We start from the raw sequence: 18338 nt of genomic DNA, 5'->3' as shown, positions 1-18338 counted from the left end.
CCGGCCGGGCTCGACAGGCGCTCTGCGGCTGGAAGTGCGCTTGACATGGGGTGCCGCTAACTGGCTTGATCCGCGCGGCTCCGGCTCGGCGGGGCGCACAATCTGAGTCGGCGTAGAGGGTTATGGCGCGAAAGAATTCCGGTGGCTTCGGCGAGACCATCAGGACGGTCGTCTATGCGGTATTGATTGCCGTGGTGATCCGGACCTTCGCTTACGAGCCGTTCAACATCCCCTCGGGCTCGATGAAGCCGACGCTGCTGATCGGCGACTATCTCTTCGTCTCGAAATTCTCCTATGGCTATAGCCGCTTCTCGCTGCCCTTCAGCCCCAACCTCTTCAGCGGGCGCATCCTGGGCGGGGAGCCGGAGCGCGGCGACGTGGCGGTGTTCAAGAAGCCGACCGACAACCAGACCGATTATATCAAGCGGATCATCGGGCTCCCGGGCGACACCATCCAGGTCGTGGGCGGCATCCTCCAGATCAATGGAACACCGGTCACCCGCGAGGAAGTCGGCCCCTATACCGACGACGATGGCCGCGTCTATACGCGCTATATCGAGACGCTTCCCAATGGCGTGAAGCATCCGATCCTAGAGACGAGCGACCATGAGTTCCTCGATAACACCGCGCCTTATCTCGTCCCGCCGAGGCACTATTTCGCCATGGGCGACAACCGCGACAATTCGCAGGACAGCCGCGTCATGAGCGATGTCGGCTTCGTCCCCGCCGAGAATCTGATCGGCCGCGCCGAGTTCCTGTTCTTCTCGACCGACGGCACCGCCGGCTGGCTCGAGCCTTGGAAATGGTTCAGCGCCGTCCGCTACGATCGCCTGTTCCAGGCGGTGCGGTGAGCGGGGGACCCGACATCAACGGGTCCGAGGTCGCCGAGCTCGAAACCAGCCTCGGCCACGTTTTCGATGACAAGTCGCTGCTGCTGTCGGCCCTGACCCATCCGAGCCTGGCCGGCTTGAAGGGCGGGCGCGGCCTCGGCACCTATGAACGGCTCGAATTCCTGGGCGACCGCGTGCTGGGCCTGATCGTGGCTGAGATGCTTTATCGGACGTTTCCGCAGGAAGACGAGGGGGCCCTGGCACGGCGCTTCGCCGAGCTGGTGCGTCGCGAGAGCATCGCGCGCATCTCGGCGGCGATCGGCCTCGGCCGCCATCTGCGCCTGGCCGCGAGCGAGGCGGGCTCGGGCGGACGCGACAACCCCGCGCTGCTGGCCGATGCCGGCGAGGCGGTGATCGCGGCGCTCTATCTCGATGGCGGCCTCGAAGCCGCGCGCCGCTTCGTCGAACCGGCCTGGCGCCCGCTCGTTGCCGAGGAAATCAGCCCGCCGCAGGATGCCAAGACGGCGCTCCAGGAATGGGCGCAAGGGCAGGGCCTGGCCCTCCCGGCCTATGCGCTGGCCTCGACCGCCGGCCCCGCGCATGAGCCGCGCTTCGTGGTCGAGGTCCGGGTCGAGGGCCATGGCAAGGCGACCGGATCGGGCAAGTCGAAACGGGCGGCGGAGCAGGCCGCGGCGGCCGCGATCCTCGCCCGCATCGATCCCGACGGATTCAAGCCATGAGCCTCAAGAAGAGCGCCAGGAAGAAAGACGAGCCGGCGAAGACGCGCTGCGGCTTCGTCGCCGTGATCGGCGCGCCCAATGCCGGCAAATCGACACTGGTGAACCGGCTGGTCGGCGCCAAGGTCTCGATCGTGTCGCCCAAGGTCCAGACCACCCGCAGCCGCGTGCTCGGCATCGCCATGCGCGACAATGCGCAGATCCTGTTCGTCGACACGCCCGGCATTTTCGCGCCGCGCCGCCGGCTCGACCGCGCCATGGTGGCGGCGGCCTGGCAGGGGGCGGGCGATGCCGATCTCGTCGTGCTGCTGATCGACACCAGCCACAAGCAGCCCGACGAGGAGACCACGCGGATCATCGCGGACCTGAAACGGTCCGACCGCCAGATCATCCTCGCCCTCAACAAGGTCGATCTGGTCAAACAACATGAGCGGCTTCTGGCCCTCACCGCCGAGATGCACGCGACCGGGTGCTTCAGCGACATTTTCATGATCTCGGCCGAGACTGGCGACGGCGTCGAGGACCTGATGAAGCTGCTGATATCGCGCCTGCCTTCCGGTCCCTGGCTCTATCCCGAGGACCAGACCACCGACGTGCCGTTGCGCCTCCTCGCGGCCGAGGTCACGCGCGAGCATCTCTTCCGGCAGCTCCATCAGGAGCTGCCCTATGCGCTCACCGTCGAGACCGAGAGCTGGGAGGATTTCCAGGACGGCAGCGTCAAGATCCAGCAGATGATCCTGGTCGAGCGCGACGGCCAGAAGGCGATCGTGATTGGCAAGGGCGGCACGCGCGCCAAGGCGGTGCGCGAAGCCGCGCAGGCCGAGCTCGAGGAAATGCTGGAGCGCAAGGTCCACCTCTTCCTCGCCGTCAAGGTCCGCCAGGGGTGGAGCGAAGAACGCGAACGCTTCAGGGACCTCGGCCTCGACTGGGACGCGTGAGGTGGTTTCTTAAGGGCGAGGGGATCTCAAGAGATTCCACGCCCCCTCGCGGGAGGGGGTAGGGGGAGGGGTCTTCTCGATCTATGCGACTGAGGCGCCGTGAATGCTCACGCGCGTAGAGCGTCGCCAAAACAGTTCGGCTTTGTAACTGCGAAGATGGGCACTAGCATTTGCGGAGCAGCGCTTGTGCTCGAGGAAAACCCCTCCCCCTACCCCTTCCCGCAAGGGGGGCGTGAATATTTATCGTGAGTCCGGTCACCCCCGATGGAATGGCAAGAGGAAGGCATCCTGCTGGCGACGCGGGCTCTGGGGGAGGGCAGCGCGGTCGTTTCGCTGCTGACGCGCGGGCAGGGGCGTCATGCCGGGCTGGTGAAGGGCGCCATGAGCCGGTCGGCCGGCGGGCGCTACCAGCCGGGCAATCGCGTGCAGGCGGTCTGGCGCGCGCGGCTCGCGGAGCATCTGGGCCACCTCACCTGCGAGCTGCTCGACTGCCCCGCGGCGCGGCTGCTCGACGATCCCGATCGCCTGGCGGGCCTCTCTTCGGCGCTCTCGGTGACCGAGGCCGCCTTGCCGGAGCGCGAGCCGCATCCGAGCGTGTTCGACGGGCTGGTCGCTTTCATCGAGGAGCTCGAAGGCGAAAGCCCCGGCTGGACTTCCTCGTATGTGCGCTGGGAGCTCACCCTGCTGGGCGATCTGGGCTATGGGCTCGACCTCGCCTCCTGCGCCATCACCGGCGTGACCGAGGGGCTGGCGTTCGTCTCGCCCAAGAGCGGTCGGGCGGTCGCGGCCGAGGCGGCCCAGCCCTGGCGCGATCGCCTGCTGCCCTTGCCGCCTTTCGTGGCCGACCCCGCTCGGACGGCGCAAGGCGAGGAGCTGATGCAGGGGCTCGCTCTTACCGGCTATTTTCTGGAGCAGCACGCGCTGGTGGCCGTCGGCGGCCGGGGCGGCCTGCCGCCCTCGCGCGAGCGCTTCGTCGACCGGATGCGCCGCCGGGAACAGCGGCCGCTGACGCCTTGATTCCGGCCCTCGGTTCCTCTACCCGATAAGGGCCCATCCGCAAGAGGACTCCCCCTGATGACGATTGAATCCAAGGCGCCGGTTCAGCCCGCCGCGCCGCGCCATATCGGTGTCATCGGCGCCGGGATTGTCGGGATCTGCGCCGCGCTCTATCTGCAGCGCGACGGACATCGCGTCACCGTGATCGACCGGGGGCCGCCGGGCGAGGGGACCTCGAAAGGCAATGCCGCGATCATCGCCGGTGCCTCCTGCGAGCCGGTCGCCATGCCGGGGATCCTCTGGCGCGTGCCGGGCATGCTGATGGATCCGCTGGGGCCGCTCGCGATCCGCTGGAGCTATCTGCCGAAGCTGGCGCCCTGGCTGTTGAAGTTCGTGGCGGCCAGCGCGCCGGCGCGGGTCGAGAATGCCTCGATCGCGCTCTGGGCTTTGTCGCAGCAATCGGTTCCCGCCTTCAAGACGCTGATGGGCGAGGCGGGATTGCTCGACATGCTGCGCGAGGAAGGCTGGCTCAGCGTCTATCGCAGCGACAAGAGCTTCGCCGGCGCCCAGCATGAATTGGAGCTCTCGCGCCGGCGCGGCGTGAAGGTGGAGATCCTCGGCCAGCATGAGCTGCGCCAGATGGAGCCGACGCTCGCGCCCGACTTCAAGCATGGCGTGCTCTATCCCGAGCATGCGCAGACGGTGAACAATTTCCGCCTGGTGCAAGAGCTGGCGCAGCATTTCGTGAGGAAGGGCGGGCGGATCCTGCAGGAGGACGTCCGCGGCTTCGAGATGGGGCCGCAAGGGCCGACCCATATCGTGACCGCCGCCGGCAAGCATGCGATCGATGCCGTCGTGCTGGCGGCCGGCGCCTGGTCGAAGCGGCTGACCCAGATGCTGGGCCATAAGGTGCCGCTCGACACCGAGCGCGGTTATCACGTCATGCTGCCGAACCCGGCGGTCACGCCGCGCCGGCCGATCCATATCGCCGATTACGGCTTCGTCGCGACGCCGCTGGAGCATGGGCTTCGCTTCGCCGGCACGGTCGAGCTGGGCGGGCTCGATCTGCCGCCCAACTATGATCGCGCGCGGGTGCTGCTGGAGCGCGGCCGCACCGTGTTTCCGGGGCTCCAGGAGCAGGGCAAGACCGAATGGATGGGCTTCCGGCCCTCGGTGCCCGACTCCGTGCCGGTCATCAGCGGCGGCGACTATGCCAACTGCTTCTTCGCCTATGGCCATGGTCATCTGGGCCTGACCTACGGCGCCATCACCGGGCGGCTGATCGCGGATCTGGTCGCGAGCCGTCCTTCGGGGTTCGACATGACGCCCTATCGCGTGGATCGCCGCTGGTAGCCGGCCCGGAAATCCCCCGCGACACCCAATCCATTGACCGGCGACCCCCTCGGTCTACTATAACTCGCGATTCCCCAGCCAGAGTCCGAGATGGCCAAGACCAAAGCCGCCCCTCCGCCGCCCAGCGGCGACATCAATATCGTTTCGCTCGCCGATGCGCTGAGCTCGCGCTACCTCTCCTATGCGCTCTCGACCATCATGGCGCGCTCGCTGCCCGACGTGCGCGATGGTCTCAAGCCGGTCCATCGCCGGCTGCTCTATGCGATGCGTCAGCTCCATCTCGATCCGGGCTCGGGCTTCAAGAAATCGGCCCGCGTCGTCGGCGACGTCATGGGCAAGTTCCATCCCCATGGCGATTCCTCGATCTATGACGCGATGGTGCGCTTGGCGCAGGATTTCGCGCAGCGCTACCCGATGGTCGATGGCCAGGGCAATTTCGGCAATATCGACGGCGATAACCCGGCCGCCATGCGCTACACCGAGGCGCGGCTGACCGAGGTCGCGGCCCTGATGCTCGAGGGCATCAACGAGGACGCGGTCGATTTCCGCCCGACCTATGACGGCGAGGGCTCCGAGCCGCTGGTGTTGCCGGGGACTTTCCCGAACCTCCTGGCCAACGGCGCGCAAGGCATCGCCGTCGGCATGGCGACCTCGATCCCGCCGCACAATATCGGCGAGATCTGCGACGCGGCGCTGCATCTGATCAAGTCGCCGAATGCGACCATCGCCTCGCTGGTCAAGCATATCAAAGGACCGGACTTCCCGACCGGCGGCATCCTGGTCGAGGATCCTTCGGCCATTCTGGAAGCCTACAAGACCGGGCGCGGTTCCTTCCGCGTGCGGGCCAAATGGGTCAAGGAAGAGCTCAAGGGCGGCACCTGGCAGGCCGTCATCACCGAGATTCCCTATCAGGTGCCGAAATCGCGGCTGATCGAGAAGATCGCCGACCTGCTGCAGCAGAAGAAGCTGCCGCTCCTGGACGACGTGCATGACGAATCCACGACCGACGTGCGCATCGTGCTCGAGCCCAAGAGCCGGAATGTCGATCCCGATCACCTGTTGGAGCAGCTGTTCCGGCAGACCGATCTGGAGGTCCGCTTCCCGCTCAACATGAACGTGCTGGGCGCCGACCAGACGCCGCGTGTCATGTCGCTGGCGGAGGTGTTGCGGGCCTATCTCGATCACCGGCGCGAGGTGCTGCTGCGCCGCAGCCGCTTCCGCCTGGCCGACATCGAGCGCCGCCTGGAAGTGCTGGGCGGCTTGCTGATCGCCTATCTCAATATCGACGAGGTCATCCGCATCATCCGCCGGGAGGACGATCCCAAGGCGAAGATGATCAAGAAGTGGGATCTCTCCGAGGTCCAGGCCGACGCCATCCTCAACATGAAGTTGAAGGCGTTGCGCAAGCTGGAAGAGATCGAGATCCGCAAGGAGAACGACGATCTGACGGCCGAGCGCAAGACCCTGAAGGGCCTGCTCAAGGACGAGGACCGGCAGTGGGAGCGCGTCGGCGACGAGATCGCCGACATCAAGAAGCGCTTCGGACCGAAGACGCCGCTGGGCAAGCGCCGCACCGACCTCGGGACCGTGCCGGCCGATGTCGAGATCCCGATGGAGGCGATGGTCGAGCGCGAGGCGGTCACCGTGGTCTCTTCGGCCAAGGGCTGGGTGCGCGCGCTCAAGGGCCATGTCGAGGCCGATGACGAGATCAAGTTCAAGGAAGGCGACCGGCCGCGCTTCCATCTCCAGGCCGAGACCACCGACAAGCTGATCGTGTTCGGCACCAACGGCCGCTTCTACACCATCGGCATCGACAAGCTGCCGGGCGGCCGTGGCTATGGCGAGCCGCTCAAGCTGATGATCGATCTGGGCGAGCAGGATCCCGTCGGTATGTTCGTCAACAAGCCCGGCCGCAAACTGATCGTGGCCTCGACCGCGGGCCGCGGCTTCGTCGTGCCCGAGGACGAGGTGATCGCGCAGACCCGCGCCGGCAAGCAGGTGCTGAACCTGACCGAAGGCGAGGAGGCCACGGCTTTCGCGTTCGTGGAAGAGGGCGACGACCATGTCGCCGTGGTCGGGACTAACCGCAAGCTGCTGCTGTTCCCCTTGAACGAACTGCCTGAGATGACGCGCGGCCGCGGTGTGATTCTGCAGAAATACAAGGATGGCGGCCTCTCGGACGTGAAGAGCTTCCGGCTGAAGCAAGGCCTGAGCTGGCGCTCGGGCGACCGGAGCCGGACCGAAACCGGCCTCAAGGATTGGATCGGCCAGCGAGCCCAGGCGGGCCGTCTGCCGCCGCAGGGTTTCCCGCGCTCGAACAAGTTCTAAAAGGTAGTTTGACCGTGGATAACGAGGTCTAAGAGTGACAGCCGCCACTCAGCTCACTGTCGGAAAGGTGATCTTGGCAGGCGTTTTCGGGGTCGTCGTTCCCACCATGGCCTTGATTACAACGGCCATCTTCATTTTGAGCGATCTGGTAGGCTTCACCTTGGGCGAGATGCCCGGCACCATTTTTTATATCTGTTTGTTCCTGGCCGTCGCATTGGGGTGGCTCTGGTGGTCCATATCCGTGCCGCGGTGGCGCCTTTGGGCCTTGGAACGAGCAGATGATTGGCCGAGGGTGAAATGGTGGGCCGTGGCCACGGGCATAGTCTGGACCGATAAGACCTCCTGGGGGCGATTGATGGGCAGGACCGAGATCAAATCGGCCGACCATGCCAAGCGAGAGCGCGAGTTGGAAATGGCGATCGAAGCCCGCCGACAATCGCCAGAACGGGTGCGGTGATCGTCGCGGCCTGCCATGGATGACATCACCATCCGCCGGGCGTTGCGCGACGATGTTCCGGCGATCGTCCGGCTGCTGGCCGACGATCCGCTGGGCCGTAACCGCGAGGAGCCCGACGAACCCTTGTCCGATAGCTATTGGGAGGCGTTCGACAAGCTGCGCCGCGATCCCAACGCCGTGCTGGCCGTGGTGCAGGACAGCAGCAAGACGATCATCGGCTGCCTGCAGCTCAATTTCATGATCGGCCTCAGCCATCAAGGCGCGGGACGGATGCTGATCGAGGATGTCCGCGTCGATAAACGCTATCGCAATCGCCACATCGGCCATCGGTTGCTGGATTGGGCGGTCGATCAGGCCAAGCAGAAGGACTGTCAGGTGGTCGAGCTATTCGTCCACCAATCCCGGACCGACGCCCGGCGCTTCTACGAATCCCTTGGGTTCGAGGCGAACCATACCGGCATGCGGTTGCTACTGGGCTAAGAGCGAGCCGTTGCAGGGCAACTTCCTGAAGCCGTGAATCCGACCGGCGATTTCCGATGTTGGGGCAACAGCGGACTCGATGCAGACTTGTTGCTGCGGCCGAGTTTGACCCGAAACGGCCATCCGTCAGGATAGCCACTTAGTGGGTATTGCCTATTGTTTTGTCCAGGCGAATGCCGTGATGCGCCAGCCTTGATGTGATCCTTCGAGCGCAACAGTCAGGATGCCCTTCTCCTGCATCGGTCTGGCGTGCTGTTTGTAGCTATAGGTCGCTGGCACCACGACATACGCCTTGGTGCCGTGCACGTCGATGATGGTTGGCCTCGACAACATCACGCGAGGATCGGTGATATCATTCTCATTCATGAGGATCGCATAATCCTTTCCCCAGTCAACAAGGGCGCTCGACCCCGACCAGTAATGGGGCGGAAAATCGTCGATGATCGTCGGAGAGGCCGACATGCAATCGGTCACTCCCGCAGCGTCGTTCCTGTTCCAGGCGTCGATAAAGCGCTCCACCCGAGAGAACACCCCGGCGTCGGACGCCGAAGCCGGCGCTATGAGCAGCAGGGCGATAGAGATCGCCATGAGAACTGAGCGCATGGCGAAACATCCTGGCGTGCGTAACGTTACTACCATTGGCGTGCCATCCTTTCGATTCATCCAATTTCACCCGAGCGCGTTGCGAATCACTCTTGCGACTCGCAAACGCCACCAGCACGAGCCTCGACCCACCCCCTGATCAAGAGTCCTCCCCGCCGCGCTCGCTGCGGCGAGGAGGAGGGGCGCCCTATGCCCGCGCCTTCGCCATGTTCACAATTCTGGCCTGCGTGTACTCCTCCAACCCTTCCTGACCCTGCTCGGTGCCGATGCCAGACTGCTTGGCGCCCCGGAAGGGTATGTCGGGGTGCATGTCGAGATGCTGGTTGATCCAGACCGTGCCGGAGACGACCTTCGCGGCCACTGCAGCGGCACGCGCGAGATCGTTCGACCAGACGCTGCCGCCGAGCCCGTAGTCCGTATCGTTGGCGCGAGCGATGGCGTCGTCGACATCGGAGTAGCGCAGCACCGGCAGGATCGGACCAAACTGTTCCTCCTTGACCAGCCGCGCGTCGTCATCGATATCGCGCACTATCGTCGGTTGGATGAAATAGCCCTTGCGGGGCAGCGCATTGCCGCCTGCTATGATCTTGCCACTCTCGCTGGCGCTCTTAAGGAAGTCCTTCACCTTCTCGAACTGCGCCTTGTTCTGTAGCGGCCCCATCTGGGTGCCCTGCTTGAGCCCATCGTCGATGATGATTTTACGGGCAAGCCGCCCCAACTCGTCACAGATCTCGTCATATTGGGACTCATGGACATAGAGACGCTTGATGGCGATGCAGCCCTGGCCGCAGTTGAAGAGTGCACCGGCAAGCAACTTAGGCGCCACCTCCTTCGGATCGACATCGTCGAGCACGATCGCGGCGTCGTTGCCGCCAAGCTCCAGCGTCAGGCGCTTCAGCGTGCTCACGACGCTCTCCATCACTTTCTTGCCGGTCGCGGTCGATCCGGTGAAGGTGACCTTGGCGACATCGGGGTGACTGGTGAGCGCGCCGCCCAGATCGTTCTGGTCGACGATGATGTTGATCACGCCGGGCGGCAGAATCTGGGCACAGAGTTCGCCCACTTTCAGCGTCGTCAGCGGTGTCGTCGGCGCCGGCTTTGCCACCACCGTGTTGCCGGCAAGCAGCGCCGGCGCAATCTTCTGGGCGAGAAGGAGAACCGGAACGTTCCATGGCGTGATCGCTGCAACCACGCCGAGCGGCATGCGCTCTTGCACGATCCTGCGCGTCGCGTCCTCGCGGAGCACTCTGGGGAGCAAATCGAGGGTCGCGAAGTAGCGTATCCTGGCAATGGCGGCATCCATCTCATGCATGGCCGCCGCCAGCGGCTTGCCCTGTTCCTCGGTCAGGAGCCGGGCGAACTCGCCCTGCCGGGCCTCCATCGCGTCGGCCAGCCTGGCCAGCAACGCGCCGCGTTCGCGGATCGGCGTCGCCGACCATGCCGGGAAGGCGGCCTTGGCGGCCGCAACAGCCTCCTCCAGCTGCGCGCAGTCGGCGCGCGGCGCCATGGCCAGCACGCCCTCCGTCGCCGGATTGATCACATTCAGCGTCATCGCTCCGGGTACGAGCCTGCCGCCGATCAGTAGCTTGTAGTCGCTCATATGTTCTCCTTTGCCCTCTGGCTCATGCTTAGTGGGCGTCTCCGAGACCTGGTCTCCGCAGATCTCGCACGGGCTTGTCTCGAATTGGCGCCCTTGACCCTTGGTGATCTGGCCATCAACGTCATATGACTCAAGTCGATGGCATGAATAACGGTGATGAGCGGAATGGATAAGTTCGACCTGAACCTGCTGCGCGTCTTCGACGCCGTGTGGCGTCACGGGCATCTCGGGCTTGCATCCAAGGAGCTCGAGCTGAGCCAGCCGGCGCTCTCCCACGCGCTGAAGCGGTTGCGCAAGAGCATCGGCGATCCACTGTTCGTGAAGGTGCCTACCGGAATGCAGCCCACCGCGCGAGCGGTGCAACTGGCGCCTGTCGTGCAATCGATGTTGGCGAGTGTACGCGAGCGCGTGCTGGCGGCGCCTGTCTTCGACCCGAAGACTGCTCGCCGAAGCTTCACGATCGCGATGACGGACGTCGGCGAGCTCGCCATGTTGCCGAAGCTAGTGGGGCGGCTGATGTCCGAGGCGCCAGCGGTCGACGTCCGCTCAGTTTCGATGCCGCCCCGGGACCTGACGGCTGCTTTGCAGAATGGTCAAGTCGATCTGGCGATTGGCCATTTTCCCGACATCGGCGGCACGGACCTTCTCCAGCAACGGCTGTTCCGGGACCGCTTCGTTTGCGTCGTGCGCGCGGGGCATCCCGCGGCTCATGGCGGACTGACGCCGAAGCGGTTCCGGGACCTGCCGCACGCTGTAGTGCAGACCGAAGGCCGAAGCCAGGAGATCGTCGAACAATATTTGCGCAGACACGGGGTCCGCAGACGGGAGCTGTTGCGTTCACCGCATTTCTTGAGCATCCCGATGGTCATCGCATCAACCGACCTCGTCGTGACAGTACCCGTCCCGATTGGTGAGCTATTTGGACGGATCGCCGATCTGCAGATTCTTCAACCTCCTTTTCCGATCCCGTCCATCGACATCATGCAGTATTGGCATCGGCAACAGCATTCCGATCCGGGCAATCGGTGGTTGCGCAGCATCGTGCTGGATTTGTTCGGCGAATGACGACGCTTGCGTTGGCCACTCCCACGCCGTCTTTAGCCGGCCGGCTCTCCCGATCGGCTCTCCAGGCATCGCTGTCACAGCAACGACCCCGACCGTGACGGGCTCGGCGTGAAGCGGGGTGGCTGCCGCAAGGCACGCCGGGGCAACCGCTGCAGCGAGGTGACGAACTCCTCCAGCTCGCACGCGCCAAGATCCTCTGCACCTATGTGGTCCGCCAGGCGCTGATATGACCTCCTCATTGAATGCCCAGCCATTCCCCCGGGGAGTGACGACGCCGTTGCTGCGGACGGCCCCGATAGTCGGCAGCAAGCCCTCGGCCAGGCGCTTGGCCCGGCTGGTGCGGGACTTTGCCGATTTGCGAGTGTCAGGGTTACGGGGCCTCAGGTTCTTCATTGGAGACCGCGGGAAATAGGATCAGATCGCTTAAGCATCTTTCGCGCGCCCGTCCAGAAGTAGCGTTCCGCTCGGTGCCGTTGGATCTCCCCGATTGTCGCTGGCGCACCGGCGTCGCACGCAGCTCATCCATTCAGTTCATCACCGCTATTCGCGCCACAACCTTGATAAGCGAGGGGTCGATGGTGAGATCAACGGAGGCAACTCAATGGCTTGGGCAAACGATTATCGAGGTGCGTGGTGAGACATTCCCTCAACAGTGTGGATACACCGATTGGCGACGCGAGTGACTTTGACGTGATCGTTGCCGGCGCGGGCCCCGTGGGCCTGACCTTGGCGATCGATTTGGGTCGACGCGGCGTTCGGTGCTTGATCGTGGAGCGCAACCCGACAACCGCACCTTGGCCCAAAATGGATCGCTCCAATGCGCGCACGATGGAATGTTATCGCCGCATAGGCATCGTTGATCGTGTCCGCGCGTTGGGTTATCCGCCCGAGAATCCGATGGATGTCTTCATTGTCACCCGGCTCTGCGATCCACCGCTGGCAGTACTGCCTTATCCCTCGGTGGCCGAGAGCCGCGCAGGGATCGCGTCGTGCCAAGACGGATCACTTCCGCTAGAGCCCTATCAACTCGTCTCGCAGAATGCTCTCGAGCCTCTGCTGAAGGAGGTCGCCGAAGCAACGCTAAACGTCACCGTGCGCAATGGCTGCGAACTCATCGATTTTGCGCAAGACAACTCTGGTGTGACGGTACTGGCGCGCCTGCTGGACGGCTCCGAGCAGTTGCTGCGCGGCGCTTACCTGGCAGGCTGCGATGGCGGCGTGAGTACAGTTCGCAAGAAGCTTGGTATCAAGCTCGAAGGCCGGGGCCGAATCCGGGACGCCTGCCAAGTCATCTTCAGATCAAGCGATCTCTATGAGCGCATTCCGATCGGTAAAGGCCGGCACTACAATTTCGCTTGGCCGCATGTCGAGACCTTGGTCGTACAGGGCAGTCGTAAGGAGTTCACCTTGCACACCGGCCTGCCACCCGACACCGATTTCGAGGCAGTCATCCGTGACATCGTCGGCTTCCCCTGTGAGATCGAGATCCGCCACGTGGTCCCTTGGCGCCATCATCTGCTCGTCGCCGAGCGCTACCGCGACCGCCGCGTTTTCCTAGTGGGTGACTCAGTCCACCTGCTTATCCCCTTCGGCGGTCTGGGCATGAACACAGGGGTCGGTGACGCATTTGATCTATCCTGGAAACTCGCCGGCGTCATTGAGGGTTGGGGCGGGCCAGGCCTGCTCGATGGGTACGAGCAGGAGCGTCGCCCGATCGGCCTGCGCAATCGCCAAGCGTGCGAATGGGCCGCTGCAAGCGTACCCATCTGGCGAAAGCTCATTACACCCAATGTTCGCGACGTCACACCCGAAGGTGTTGCAGCGCGGGCTACGATCGCCGCCTCCGCCAAAGTCCATCATCGTCGCATGCATGACATGCGAGGTGTCGAGCTCGGCTACTCCTATGCAGGTTCGCCGCTGATTGCCGAGGAGGCGGACAACGTCGCGGAGTGGGATACCTGCATCTACACACCTCACACCCGGCCCGGGGTGCGCGTTCCGCATATGTGGCTGAAGGATGGACGGGCGCTGCAGGATCTGCTTGGCGAGGAATATACGCTGCTCGACCTGGTGGGACGGTTCGAAACGGGATCGCTGGAAGTAGCTTTCCGCGAAATCGGCGCGCCGTTTGACGTCGTGCGCCTGGGCGAGCCTCGCATCCAGGACGTCTATGGCTGCAAGGCGTTGCTGCTCCGGCCGGACCTGCACATCGCCTGGCGCGGTGACAGCCCGCCAGACAACGCCGCCGCGCTTGCCGCTCGCGCGACGGGATGGGGAGAGATTGATCAGAGGTCGCACTGGGAAAGAAAGTAGCGACGGAGGTAGCCGATGGCATCCACCATGAGCGATGACTTGAAAATGAAATCCACTGAAGTTCATTGGCCACCAGAATTTTCGCCCGATGACGCCGTTTTGTTCGCTCACAATGAGGTTTTCATCCATGCGTCGACTGTAACCGTGTGGCAGCACATAGTTGAGGCGGAGAACTGGCCGCATTGGTACACGAACTCTGAAGACGTGCAGATCTTAGACGACCGCTCTGGTGTCTTGCGCGAAGGCGGCCGATTCCGATGGACTACCTTCGGCCTGGCCATCAAAAGCTGGGTATACGAGTTTCTCCCCAATAGCCGTATTGGTTGGTTCAGCGAGGCGGATGGCCTCGCTACCTTTCACACATGGCTTTTGATCGAGAAGCTGAACGGCTGCCAGGTCGTGACAGAAGAGGTGGTGAAGGGGGCCAACGCTGTTGCTTTTCGCGATTCAGACCCAGGCGCCATGCACAGAGCGCATGATCTCTGGATCAACAGCCTGAAACGCGTCTCGGAGTTCGACAATTCCCATTGAGGGGATAAAAGCGCTGAGTTCCGCGGTGAGAATTTCCGTTGGGGCTACCCAGGCAGCGGAAACGCATAGTCGCGAATCCCATGTTGTGGATTGGAACCGTACTTCATCGATCTTGATTTATGAGTACACGACCTAGAGCTGCGACGCCAAAGCGGCAGCCGCGTCTTTCCCGGTGACCACCGGCACAATCTCGAACTCGACCAAGTGCGACCATTCCGCGACCCAACGCTGCAGCAGTGTGACGTCGTCGCATTCCATCAATTGGAAGCAGCGCCCGACATCGGCCGTCACCCAGCTGTTCACGAAGGTCAGCCCCTCCGGCATCATCCGGCCCTTGTCGCGGAAATGGCGATAGACCGCCTTGACGTTCTGGTCCCGGAATTTCTCGATCACCATGAAGAGCACGCGACGTCTCCTTCGTTATGGCGGCGGTGACCGGTCCCAGTTCACGGGACCGCTGCCCGAGGCCGCCGCGGCGACGGCAGCGGCGAAGAAGTCCTCGACCTCGCGCACCGCCTCGACCGTCTCGTAGAGCGCGCCCGAGGCTTCGCGGATCCGGGCCTTCACCGCGTGACGATAATCCTCATCCTGCGCGACGCGAAGCGCCCGTTCCACATAGTCCTTGGTGTCGCGCGCGACCAGCTCGTCGACGCCCATGCGGCGATAGAGGCCGCTGGTGATGCGGCTGCGCATGAAAGGTCCCGGCCAGGTCACGATCGGCGCGCCGGTATGGAACAGGTCGAGGCTGGTCCGGCCGCCACCGAAATAGATCGGGTCGAGCAGGCAATCCACGACCGAGGCGAGGGCGGTGAATTCCTCCAGCGGGTAGCGGGGCAGGAAGATCATGCGCTGGAGCAGGGCCTCGTCGCCGCCGGCGATGCGCCGCCGCAACGGCTCCTGCCAGGCCGTGCTGTGGCCTTCGGCCAGCAGCAGCCACGCTGTCGGATCCCGTCGCAGGACCGCGCGCAGCATCGGGTCGAAGGCCGGGTGAAGTTTGAACAGGCTCATGGCGCAGAGATAGAGCCGCCCTGTCTCCGGCAGGCGGAGATCCTGGCGGCTGCGCGACGGCGGGTTGGGGATCATCGGCCGGTAGTGGATCGGTGGCGCTGCCAATCGGACCAGCGTCTCGCTGTATTGCGCTTGAGCGCCGGGCGGCTCCCAGACGGAAGAGGACATCCAGTAATCGGCATTGGGAATGCCGGTCGTATCGGGATGGCCCCAGCCGACGCATTGCACCGGCGCCAGGCGCGAGAACAGGAGGAAGTAGGTGAAGGGCGACATGCCGATGTCGGGATAATAGAGGATGTCGCAGGCCTGCTCCGCGATCGCCGTGCGCGCGCCGGCGAGGTCCGAGGGAATACGGACATCCTTGTCGGCAAGCACGCCGAACGCGGTATGGAAGGCGTTGTCCGGCGCGGGCGGCCGAAGCAGCACCAGCTCGAACCGCTCCCGGTCGAGACATTGCAGCAGGCCGAGCGTCACGAATCCCACGGTGTGGGCCGTGAGGTTGGTCGAGACCACGCCCAGCCGCAACCGGCTCCCCGGCTTCCAGGCGTCGAGATGCTTCGCCCGGGCACCGAGCGCGGGGCAGGCCGAAAGGTAGAGGGCCGTCAGCTGGCGCTGCAGCGCGAGGTCGTCATGGCCGTGATAAGCGAGGTTGAAGGCGACGCAGGTGCTGACCTCGCGCTCGGGATCGGCAAGCCGGGGATTGCGCTGCGCCAGGGCGGCAATGCGCTCGCCATAACGCGCCCGCAACCGGACGATCGCGGCGCTGCTCTCCATGATCGAGGGCATCAACGTCGCTCGCCGGAACTCGGTGCCCCAGTCGGGGCGCAGTTCCAGGGCGCGGGCATAGGCCGCATCGGCGGCTTCGTCCTCATCTTGGATGGCGAGGACATCGGCGAGTTGACGCTGCGCCATCGCGTCGTCGGGCATGCGCGCGGCGACATGGCGCCAGCAATCGGCGGCCTCCGTGAAGTCGCGGCGGTTGAAATACAATGTGGCCAGCATCCGTTCGCCGGCATTGTGGGCCGGGTCGAGCCGCAGCAATTGCTCCAGCGCCTCGATCGCGCGGCCCGACTGGCGCTGAGCCTCGCGCAACAGCGCCAGCTCGTACCAGCCCTGGGCGTCCTGCCCATGCCGGGCGAGATAGGATTCCAGGCGGGCGATCGCGGCGGCGCTGTCGCCGCTCTGGCGCAAGGCGCGCACGAGATTCATGAGCGTGCCGGCGTGATCGGGGTCGGCCCGGTGAGCGTCTTCGAGATAGGGCACGGCCTCCTCGAAACGCTCGCCCTGCGCCAGGATGGCGCCCAGATTGCGCTGGATCTCCAGATGATCGGGCTTGAGGCGGGCGGCCTCCCGCAAGGCCACCAGCGCCTGCGGCGGCTGGCGCAGCGCGGCATGGGCGACGCCCATGAGATGCCAGGCTTCGACATCCTGCGGCTGGGCCGTTACCAGCGCCCGGCAGATGGCGAGGGTCTCCTCGGGCCGGCCGGCCTTCAGCCGGTCGACCGCCGCGGTCAGATTGTTGACGGCCGGTTCGTCCCCCATGGGAAGGCAGGATAGGCCGGTCACCCTAGGGACGGGTTAATCCGACCGGCCTTGCTCCCGATTCTTCCCGGTTCAGCCGTTCCAGAGCTTCTCGCGCTTGAGCTCGTCCATGGCGATGACCGCCGACTGGCGGATGATCTCCACCAGATCGTCGACCTGGGCCTTGGTCATGGTCAGAGGCGGCGACATCACGTTGAGATGGCCGATCGGCCGGATGATGGCGCCCCGTTCCTGGGCCAGCCGGGAGATGCGGCTGCCGATCGCGGCCTCGTGCGGCAGCAGTTCCTTGGTCTTCTGGTTGGCGACGAACTCGACGCAGAGCATGAAATGGCTGCCCCGGACGTCGCCCACGATCGGCAGGTCGTAGAGGCTCTCCAGCCGCTTCTGGAAATAGGGCCCGACCTCGCGCACATGGCCGCAGATATCCTCGCGCTCCATGATCTCGATGTTCTTGAGCCCCGCCGCGCAGGCGATCGGGTGGCCGGAATAGGTGAAGCCGTTGGTGAGCATCGCGCCCTTCTCCTGGGGCACGCTGATCACGTCATACATCTCGTCCGACAGCAGGATGGCGCCCAGCGGCTGATAGCCGGAGGTGATGCCCTTGGCCGAGGTGATGATGTCCGGCTGAAAATCGAAATGATCCTTCGAGGCAAAGAAATGGCCGAGGCGGCCGAAGGCCGTCACCACCTCGTCGGAGATGTACATGACCTCGTATTTCTCGCAGACCGCCTTGGCGCGCTTGTGATAGCCCGGCGGCGGCACGATCACCCCACCGGCGCCCATGATCGGCTCGGCGAAGAACATGGCGACATTCTCCGGCCCCAGCTCGAGGATCTTGTTCTCGATATCGGCGATGCACTGGTCGCCATATTCCGCGACCGTCATGCCGTCCGGCCGGCGATAGGGATTGGGGCAGGGGATGTGATGGACCATGTCGTCGATCGTATCGAAGCCGATCTTGTCGAACCCCACGCCGGTGATGGTCGCGGTCAGCAGGGTCGAACCGTGATAGCCGTCGACGCGCGCGATGATCTTCTTCTTCGATTTCTTGCCGAGGCGATTGAAGTAGAAGGCGACGAGGCGCGCCGCGCTGTCGTTCGATTCCGAGCCGCCGGTCGTGTAGAAGACGTGGTTGAGCGGACCCGGCGCCAGCTGCGCCAGCTTCGCCGCCAGCTCGGCCGCGGGCGGCGTCGTCAGATGGGTGAAGGTCGAGTAGTAGCAGATGCGCCGCGCCTGCTCGGCCAGCGCCTGCGCCATCTCCTCGCGGCCATAGCCGATATTGACGCACCAGAGGCCGCCGATGCCGTCGATATAGCGCTTGCCGTCGGCATCGAACACATAGATGCCGTCGCCCTCGGCGATGACGTCCGAGCCGGTCTCCTTGAAGGTGGAAAAGTCGGTCCAGGGATGGATGTAGTGATCCCGGTCCATCTGCCAGAGCGCCTTGCCGTCATATTTCATGTTCTTCATGGGTATCTCCCAGGGCTGCGATCCATTGCAAAGAAATCACGCCCCCTCCCCTTGCGGGAGGGGGTAGGGGGAGGGGTGCGGCTGCGG

16 protein-coding genes are annotated in these 18338 nt (G+C 64.4%); 11 read left to right on the top strand and 5 right to left on the bottom strand.

Annotated features, from left to right (window positions below; translation table 11 throughout):
* Positions 1-122: 122 nt before the first annotated feature.
* From lepB to ACREE8_RS16320, 8 genes are all read left to right on the top strand, one after another.
* A complete protein-coding gene (lepB, locus tag ACREE8_RS16355) occupies positions 123-851 on the top strand; it encodes a signal peptidase I (RefSeq protein ID WP_431574079.1) in 729 nt (242 codons plus the stop codon).
* The gene (gene rnc, locus ACREE8_RS16350; protein ID WP_431574078.1) at positions 848-1570 is read left to right on the top strand and encodes a ribonuclease III; all 723 of its coding nucleotides are present in this window, start codon (positions 848-850) and stop codon (positions 1568-1570) included. The genes lepB and rnc overlap by 4 nt, the downstream gene beginning before the upstream one ends.
* Positions 1567-2505, top strand: a complete 939-nt coding sequence (gene era / locus ACREE8_RS16345) for a GTPase Era (protein ID WP_431574077.1) — start codon at positions 1567-1569, stop codon at positions 2503-2505. Before rnc ends, era begins: the two co-directional genes overlap by 4 nt.
* 264 nt (positions 2506-2769) lie before the next feature.
* Complete coding sequence (gene recO, locus ACREE8_RS16340) at positions 2770-3522, top strand: DNA repair protein RecO (protein WP_431574076.1); 753 nt, start codon at positions 2770-2772, stop codon at positions 3520-3522.
* 57 nt (positions 3523-3579) lie between these two features.
* Positions 3580-4854, top strand: coding sequence for an NAD(P)/FAD-dependent oxidoreductase (locus ACREE8_RS16335; protein WP_431574075.1), 1275 nt, complete (start codon positions 3580-3582; stop codon positions 4852-4854).
* 90 nt (positions 4855-4944) lie between these two features.
* Positions 4945-7182: a DNA topoisomerase IV subunit A gene (parC, locus tag ACREE8_RS16330; RefSeq protein ID WP_431574074.1), complete on the top strand. Its 2238-nt coding sequence runs from the start codon at positions 4945-4947 to the stop codon at positions 7180-7182.
* A 34-nt stretch (positions 7183-7216) separates the two neighbouring features.
* Positions 7217-7639, top strand: coding sequence for a hypothetical protein (locus tag ACREE8_RS16325; protein ID WP_431574073.1), 423 nt, complete (start codon positions 7217-7219; stop codon positions 7637-7639).
* 15 nt (positions 7640-7654) lie between these two features.
* Positions 7655-8119, top strand: a complete 465-nt coding sequence (locus tag ACREE8_RS16320; protein WP_431574072.1) for an N-acetyltransferase family protein — start codon at positions 7655-7657, stop codon at positions 8117-8119.
* Between the two features lie 153 nt (positions 8120-8272).
* Here ACREE8_RS16320 and ACREE8_RS16315 read toward each other — a convergent pair whose 3' ends face one another.
* On the bottom strand, positions 8273-8722 hold the full coding sequence (locus tag ACREE8_RS16315) for a nuclear transport factor 2 family protein (protein WP_431574071.1): 450 nt from the start codon (positions 8720-8722) through the stop codon (positions 8273-8275).
* Between the two features lie 187 nt (positions 8723-8909).
* The gene (locus ACREE8_RS16310) at positions 8910-10322 is read right to left on the bottom strand and encodes an aldehyde dehydrogenase family protein (RefSeq protein ID WP_431574070.1); all 1413 of its coding nucleotides are present in this window, start codon (positions 10320-10322) and stop codon (positions 8910-8912) included.
* Positions 10323-10487: 165 nt separating this feature from the next.
* Here ACREE8_RS16310 and ACREE8_RS16305 point away from each other — a divergent pair, with 165 nt between their 5' ends.
* From ACREE8_RS16305 to ACREE8_RS16295, 3 genes are all read left to right on the top strand, one after another.
* Positions 10488-11387, top strand: coding sequence for a LysR family transcriptional regulator (locus tag ACREE8_RS16305; RefSeq protein WP_431574069.1), 900 nt, complete (start codon positions 10488-10490; stop codon positions 11385-11387).
* Between the two features lie 633 nt (positions 11388-12020).
* Positions 12021-13700 (top strand): FAD-dependent monooxygenase, encoded by a 1680-nt coding sequence (locus ACREE8_RS16300; protein ID WP_431574068.1) that lies wholly within the window; start codon positions 12021-12023, stop codon positions 13698-13700.
* A 15-nt stretch (positions 13701-13715) separates the two neighbouring features.
* Positions 13716-14231: a hypothetical protein gene (locus ACREE8_RS16295; protein ID WP_431574067.1), complete on the top strand. Its 516-nt coding sequence runs from the start codon at positions 13716-13718 to the stop codon at positions 14229-14231.
* 132 nt (positions 14232-14363) lie between these two features.
* Here the strand turns inward: ACREE8_RS16295 and ACREE8_RS16290 are convergent, their stop codons facing one another.
* The 3 genes from ACREE8_RS16290 to ACREE8_RS16280 all read right to left on the bottom strand — a co-directional run bounded on the left by ACREE8_RS16290 (position 14364) and on the right by ACREE8_RS16280 (position 18251).
* Positions 14364-14627, bottom strand: coding sequence for a DUF3303 domain-containing protein (locus ACREE8_RS16290; RefSeq protein ID WP_431574106.1), 264 nt, complete (start codon positions 14625-14627; stop codon positions 14364-14366).
* 24 nt (positions 14628-14651) lie between these two features.
* Positions 14652-16781, bottom strand: coding sequence for a tetratricopeptide repeat protein (locus tag ACREE8_RS16285; protein WP_431574066.1), 2130 nt, complete (start codon positions 16779-16781; stop codon positions 14652-14654).
* 72 nt (positions 16782-16853) lie between these two features.
* Complete coding sequence (locus ACREE8_RS16280) at positions 16854-18251, bottom strand: aminotransferase (protein WP_431574065.1); 1398 nt, start codon at positions 18249-18251, stop codon at positions 16854-16856.
* Positions 18252-18338 lie beyond the last annotated feature (87 nt).

Source organism: Hypericibacter sp. (genome assembly GCF_050729195.1).
Lineage (GTDB): Bacteria > Pseudomonadota > Alphaproteobacteria > Dongiales > Dongiaceae > Hypericibacter.
Note: the sequence above shows the minus strand (reverse complement) of the source record. Positions and strands in the feature narration are given on the sequence as shown.